Raw genomic sequence first — 6,408 nt, 5'->3', positions numbered from 1 at the left:
AAGGCGGAGAGGTTCAGTTCGCGTGTGAGTTCGTGGAGGTTGAGGGCGGCGTCCGCCTTGGGCCGCAGGACCGCGTCGAGGCGTTCGGGGGTGAGGGAGTTGATGACTCCGTCGTCCAGGACGCCGGCCGTGTGGATGACGGCGGTGAGGGGACGGGTGTCGTCGACCGAGTGGAGCAGCGCCTCCAGGGAGCCGCGGTCGGCGGCGTCGCAGGCGGCGATCTCCACGGTGTCGGCGCCGAGTTCGGCCAGCTCGGTGGCCAGCTGCTGGGCGCCTTCGGCGTCGAGTCCGCGGCGGCTGGTGAGGATGAGGTGGCGTACGCCGTGCTCGGTGACGAGGTGGCGGGCGACGAGGGAGCCCAGAGCACCCGTGCCGCCGGTGATGAGGACGGTGCCGGACGAGTCCAGGTCAGGGGCGGTCCGGTCGGTGCCGGCCTCGTCGGTGCCGGTCTGGTCGATCCCGGTGATGGGCATCCGGGCCAGCCGCGGCACGCGCAGAGCGCCGTCACGGAGTACGGCTTCCGGCTCGTCGGAGCCGAGGAGCGACCACAGCGGGGTGAGTTCCGAGGTCGCCTCATCGAGGTCGAGGAGGACGAACCGGTCGGGGTTCTCGGCCTGCGCGGCGCGTACGAGGCCCCAGACCGTCGCGTTCGCCAGGTCGCTCACCGTGTCGTCCGGACCGGCGGCGACGGCACCGCGCGTGACGAACACCAGCCGGGACTCGGCGAAACGGTCTTCCGCCAGCCACTCCTGGACCAGGGACAACGCGTGCTGCGCGGCCCGATGGGCGGCGGCGCCCGTGGCCGTGCCCTCGTAGGCGGGGACGGCGGCGAGAACGACCTCGGGAACGGTCTCGGAGCCGGCGAGTTCCGCCAGGTCCATAAGGGTCACCGCGTCGACACCGGAGCCCTTGAGCAGGCGTTGGAGGCCGTCATCGGTCCCGACGACGGCACAGGGGAGCGCCGGGGCGGCCGAGTCGGCCGCGGGGGTGGTGAGCCCGGTCCAGTCGACGCGGAAGAGGGCGTCGTGCGTGGCCTCGCGGCCCCCGGTCAGCTGCTCGGCCGCGAGCGCGCGCAGCGTCAACGACTCCACCGACGCCACGTGGGCGCCTGTCTCGTCGGCGACGGTCAACGACACCGCGTTGGCACCGCCGGACCCGGCGGTACCGGTCGGGGACAGCCGCACGCGGAGCGCGGAGGCGCCGGTCGCGTGCAGGGAGACACCGTTCCACGCGAAGGGCAGCCACGGGCCGCTCTCCGGCTGCACCTCTCCCGGCGCTCCCACGAAGTCGCCCAGGGCGACGGCGTGCAGGGCGGCGTCGAGGAGGGCGGGGTGGAGCCCGTAGCCGCTGGTCGCGGTGGACTCGGGCAGGGCCACTTCGGCGTAGACGTCGTCACCGAGCCGCCAGGCGGCGCGCAGGCCCTGGAAGACCGGGCCGTACGCGAGACCGGCGCCCATGAGATCGGCGTAGAGACCCTCCGTGTCCAACGTCTCGGCGCCCTTCGGCGGCCACACCGACAGGTCGGCCGAGGTGCCCGGCGTGTTCTCCGCCAGGAGACCGGAGGCGTGGCGGGTCCACGGCTCCGTGGCGTCCGCATCGTCCGGACGGGAGTAGATCCCGACCTGACGCAGCCCGTTCTCCTCGGCGGCACCCGCCGTCACCCGCAGGGCGATGCCGCCGCGTTCGGGGAGGACGAGGGGGGCTTCGAGCGTCAGCTCCTCGACCTGACCGCAGCCGACCTGGTCACCGGCGTGGATCGCCAGCTCGACCAGTCCGGTGCCGGGGACGAGAACGGTGTCCATGACGGCGTGGTCGGCCAGCCACGGGTGCGACTGGAGGGACAGACGGCCGGTGAGCAGGACCCCGTCGGAGTCGGGGAGAGCGATCGCGGCGCCGAGCAGCGGATGGCTGGTGGCGGACTGACCGAGCCCCGACGCGTCACCGGTGGTGGACAGCGGCTGGAGCCAGTAGTGCTGGTGCTGGAAGGCGTAGGTGGGCAGGTCGACGCGGTGTGCGCCGTGGCCTGCGAAGACGCTGTCCCAGTCGAGTTCGGCGCCGTGGGTGTGGGCGGTGCCGATGGCCTGGGTGAGGGTTTCGGGTTCGGGGCGGTTTTTGCGGAGTACGGGGGTGAAGAGTGCCTCTTCTGTGTCGGTGAGGGTTTGCTGGGCCATGGCGGAGAGGGTTCCGTCGGGGCCCAGCTCGATGTACGACGTGACGCCTTGTTCGGCGAGGTACGTGATGCCGTCGGCGAAACGGACGGCCTGGCGAACGTGGCGGACCCAGTAGTCGGGTGAGCTGATGTCTTCGGGGGTGGCGAGCTGGCCGGTGAGGTTGGAGACGACGGGGATGCTCGGGGTCCCGTAGGTCAGGCCCGCCGCGATGGTGCGGAATTCGTCCAGCATGGGTTCCATGCGGGGGGAGTGGAAGGCGTGGCTGACGCGGAGCTGGTGAACCTTGCGGCCCTTCTCCCGCCAGTGCTCCAGCACCTCGACTACGGCTGCCTCGTCGCCGGAAACCACCACGGACGTGGGCCCGTTGATCGCGGCGATGGCGATCTCGGAGTCGCGGCCTTCGATCGTCTCCAGAACCTCAGCTTCGGTGGCCTGGATCGCGGCCATGGCCCCGCCAGCGGGCAGCGCCTGCATGAGGCGGCCGCGTGCGGCGACGAGCTTGGTCGCGTCGTCGAGGGTGAAGACACCAGCCACATGGGCGGCAGCCAGTTCACCCACCGAGTGGCCGACGAGGAAGTCAGGGGTAAGGCCCCACGCCTCGACCAGCCGGAACAGGGCGACCTCGATGGCGAAGAGCGCGGCCTGCGTGTACACGGTCTGGTCGATCAGACCGGCGTCCGTCTCGTCCGTGCCGAAGACGACATCCTTGAGCGAACTCTCCAGCTGCCCCTCAAAGTGCGCGCACGCCTCGTCGAAGGCGGCGGCGAACACCGGATACGTCTCGTAAAGCTCGCGGCCCATTCCGGCCCGCTGGCTTCCCTGCCCCGTGAACAGGAACGCCATCTTGCCTCGCCGCACGCTCCCCGAGGCCGCGGCCCCGGACGGCTCGCCCGCAGCCAACGCCTGCACACCCACAAGGAGTTCATCGACATCGGAGCCGGTGACGACGGCCCGGTGCTCGAAGCGGGCCCGGGTGACGGCGAGGGAGTACCCCACATCAGCCGCACGCAGCTCAGAGTTCTCCCGCACGAAGGAGTACAGCCGCTCGGCCTGCGCCCGCAGCGCCCCTTCCGTCTTACCGGACAGTACCCACGGCACAACCACCCCACCGACCGCGCCCGGCGCGGTCGACGGCACTGGCTCGGCTTCGGGCGCGAACTGCTCGATCACGACGTGGGCGTTGGTGCCGCTGATGCCGAAGGAGGAGACGGCGGCCCGGCGCGGGCGCCCGGTCTCGGGCCACTGCTGGGCCTGAGTGAGGAGCGAGACGTCACCCGTCGACCAGTCGACGTGCGGGGAGGGCTCGTCGACGTGGAGGGTCTTGGGCATGACGCCGTTGCGCAATGCCATGACCATCTTGATGATTCCGGCGACGCCGGCGGCGGCCTGGGTGTGGCCGAGGTTGGACTTGATGGAGCCGAGCCACAGCGGCTGGTCTGCGTCGCGGCCCTGGCCGTACGTGGCCAGCAGCGCCTGCGCCTCGATGGGGTCACCCAGCCGCGTACCCGTGCCGTGGGCCTCGACGACATCCACATCGGATGTCGACAGGTTGGCGTTGGCCAGGGCCTGGCGGATGACACGCTGCTGGGAGGGCCCGTTGGGGGCGGTGAGGCCGTTGGACGCGCCGTCCTGGTTGACGGCGGAGCCTCGGACGACCGCGAGGACTTGGTGGCCGTTGCGTTTGGCGTCGGAGAGGCGTTCGACGAGGAGCATGCCGACGCCCTCGGACCAGCCGGTGCCGTCGGCGGCGCCCGCGAACGGCTTGCAACGGCCGTTCAGGGCGAGGCCGCGCTGGAGGGCGAAGCTGGAGAAGGTGTCCGGTGTCGGCATGACCGTCACACCACCGGCCAAGGCCAAGGAGCACTCGCCCCGGCGCAGCGACTGCGCGGCCAGGTGGAGGGCGACGAGCGAGGACGAGCACGCGGTGTCCACGGTGACGGCCGGGCCCTCGAACCCGAACGTGTACGACACCCGCCCCGAGATGACACTGCTCGATCCGCCCGTGCCGAGGAAGCCCTCGACACCCTCCGGGATCTCTGTCGGGCGCGAGGCGTAGTTGTGGTACATCACGCCGGCGAAAATGCCCGTTGAACTGCCGCGTACGGAGGCCGGGTCGATGCCCGCACGCTCCAGCGCCTCCCAGGACGCTTCGAGGAGCAGTCGCTGCTGCGGGTCCATCGCCACGGCCTCACGCGGGGAGATCCCGAAGAAGGCGGGGTCGAAGTCGCCCGCGCCGCGCAGGAATCCGCCTTCCAGGGCGTACGACTCCCCGTCGAGTTCCGGGTCCTCGCCGAAGACCTGCTCAAGGTCCCAGCCGCGGTCGGTGGGGAAGGGGGCGATGCCGTCGCCGCCGTCGAGCAGGAACCGCCACATCTCCTCGGGCGTGGAGATCCCGCCCGGGTAGCGGCAGGCCATGCCGACGATCGCGATGGGCTCGTCGTCGACGAGCGCGCCGGTCGAGGCCGCGGCCTCGATCACCGCATGGGTGTCCGTCAGCTCGGCCACCAGGAAGTCGGCGACGGCCGTCGCGTTCGGGTGGTCGAAGACGAGGGTGGCGGGAAGACGGAGCCCGGCAGCCGTACCGAGTTGGTTGCGGAACTCGACGGCCGTCAGCGAGTCGAACCCGAACTCCTTGAACGCCTTCTCGGGGTCGACCGATTCGGCGTCGGGATAGCTGAGCACCGCGGCGACCCGAGCCCTGACCAGCCCGAGCGCGAACGCGTGCCGCTCACTGGGCGCGTGCGCGACCAGCTGCTTCGCCCACTCGCCGCGCGCCGCCCCCGGAACGCCGGTGCGGGCACTGCGGCGGTTGGGTGCGCGGACGAGTCCGCGGAGCAGCGGGGGTACGCCGGTCGAGGTGGCCTGGGCGCGTACGGCGGCCAGGTCGAGGCGTACGGGTACGAGCAGGGTCTGCTCGGCGGTCCACGCCGTGTCGAGGAGGTGGAGGCCTTCCGTCTCGGTGAGGCCGTTGAGGCGGTGCCGGTCGGCGTCGGTGAGGTCGGCGGTCATGCCGCCCGCCTGCTCCCAGGCGCCCCACGCAAGGGACGTCGCGGGCAGGCCGAGTGCGTGGCGGTGGTGGGCTAGGGCGTCGAGGAAGGTGTTGGCAGCGGCGTAGTTGGCCTGCCCGGGGTTGCCGAGGACACCGGCGGCGGAGGAGAAGAGGACGAAGGAGGAGAGCCCGAGATCCCACGTGAGTTCGTGGAGGTTGAGGGCGGCATCGACCTTCGGCCGCAGGACCGCGTCGAGCCGGTCCGGAGTGAGGGAGCCGATGACTCCGTCGTCCAGGACACCGGCCGTGTGGACCACGGCGGTCAGCGGGCGTCCGGCGTCGATCGAGTGGAACAGTGCTTCCAGCGCGTCGCGGTCGGCGGCGTCGCAGGCGGCGATCTCCACGGACTCCGCGCCGAGTTCGGCCAGCTCGGCGGCCAGCTGCGGGGCGCCTTCAGCGTCCAGACCCCTGCGACTGGTGAGCAGCAGATTGCGTACGCCGTGCTCGGTGACGAGATGGCGGGCCACGAGGGAGCCCAGGGCGCCGGTGCCGCCGGTGATGAGGACGGTGCCGGACGGATTTAGGTCAAGGGCCGCCGGGTCGGTGCCGGTCACCCGGGCCAGGCGCGGCACGCGGACCGTGCCGTGACGGAGCGCGGCCTCGGGCTCGTCGGAGGCGATGACCGGCCACAGCGCGCCGAGTTCGGGCGACGCGTCATCGGTGTCGATCAGGACGAACCGGTCGGGGTTCTCGGCCTGCGCGGACCGTACGAGGCCCCACACGGGTGCGTTGGCCAGGTCGGTGACAGCGTCGTCGGGACCGGCGGCGATGGCACCGCGCGTGACGAAGACCAGGCGGGAGTCGGCGAAGCGGTCCTGGGCCAGCCACTCCTGAACCAGGGCCAGGGCCCGATGAGCCGCGAGGCGTGCGGCGTCCGCTGTACCCGTGCCCTCCCCGGCATCGAGGGGGGCGAAGACGACCTCGGGGATCGTGTCGGCGGCGACGAGTCCGGCCAGGTCCGCGAAGAGAGGACCGTTCGCGAAGGAGGTCGCCCGACCCAGTACGGCGTAGGACTTGGACTCGGCGGCAGACAGCGGCAGCTCCGGCCACTCCACGTGGAACAGGGAGTCGGCGAAGTCGGTGGCGTCAGCGGTGAGTTGGTCGGTGGTGATGGCGCGGAGTACGAGGGAGTCCGCGGTGGCGACGGGGGTGCCGGTTTCGTCGGTTGCGGTGATGGTTACGGCGTCG

1 protein-coding gene is annotated in these 6,408 nt (G+C 71.6%); it reads right to left on the bottom strand.

The genetic code is table 11. From position 1 onward, the window contains the following. Nucleotides 1–6,408 (bottom strand): type I polyketide synthase (locus tag IG54_RS0136815; RefSeq protein ID WP_030795407.1); only part of this gene is annotated, 6,408 nt, incomplete at both ends.

Source organism: Streptomyces sp. NRRL S-920 (assembly GCF_000717945.1).
Taxonomy (GTDB): domain Bacteria; phylum Actinomycetota; class Actinomycetes; order Streptomycetales; family Streptomycetaceae; genus Streptomyces; species Streptomyces alboniger.
Note: the sequence above shows the minus strand (reverse complement) of the source record. Positions and strands in the feature narration are given on the sequence as shown.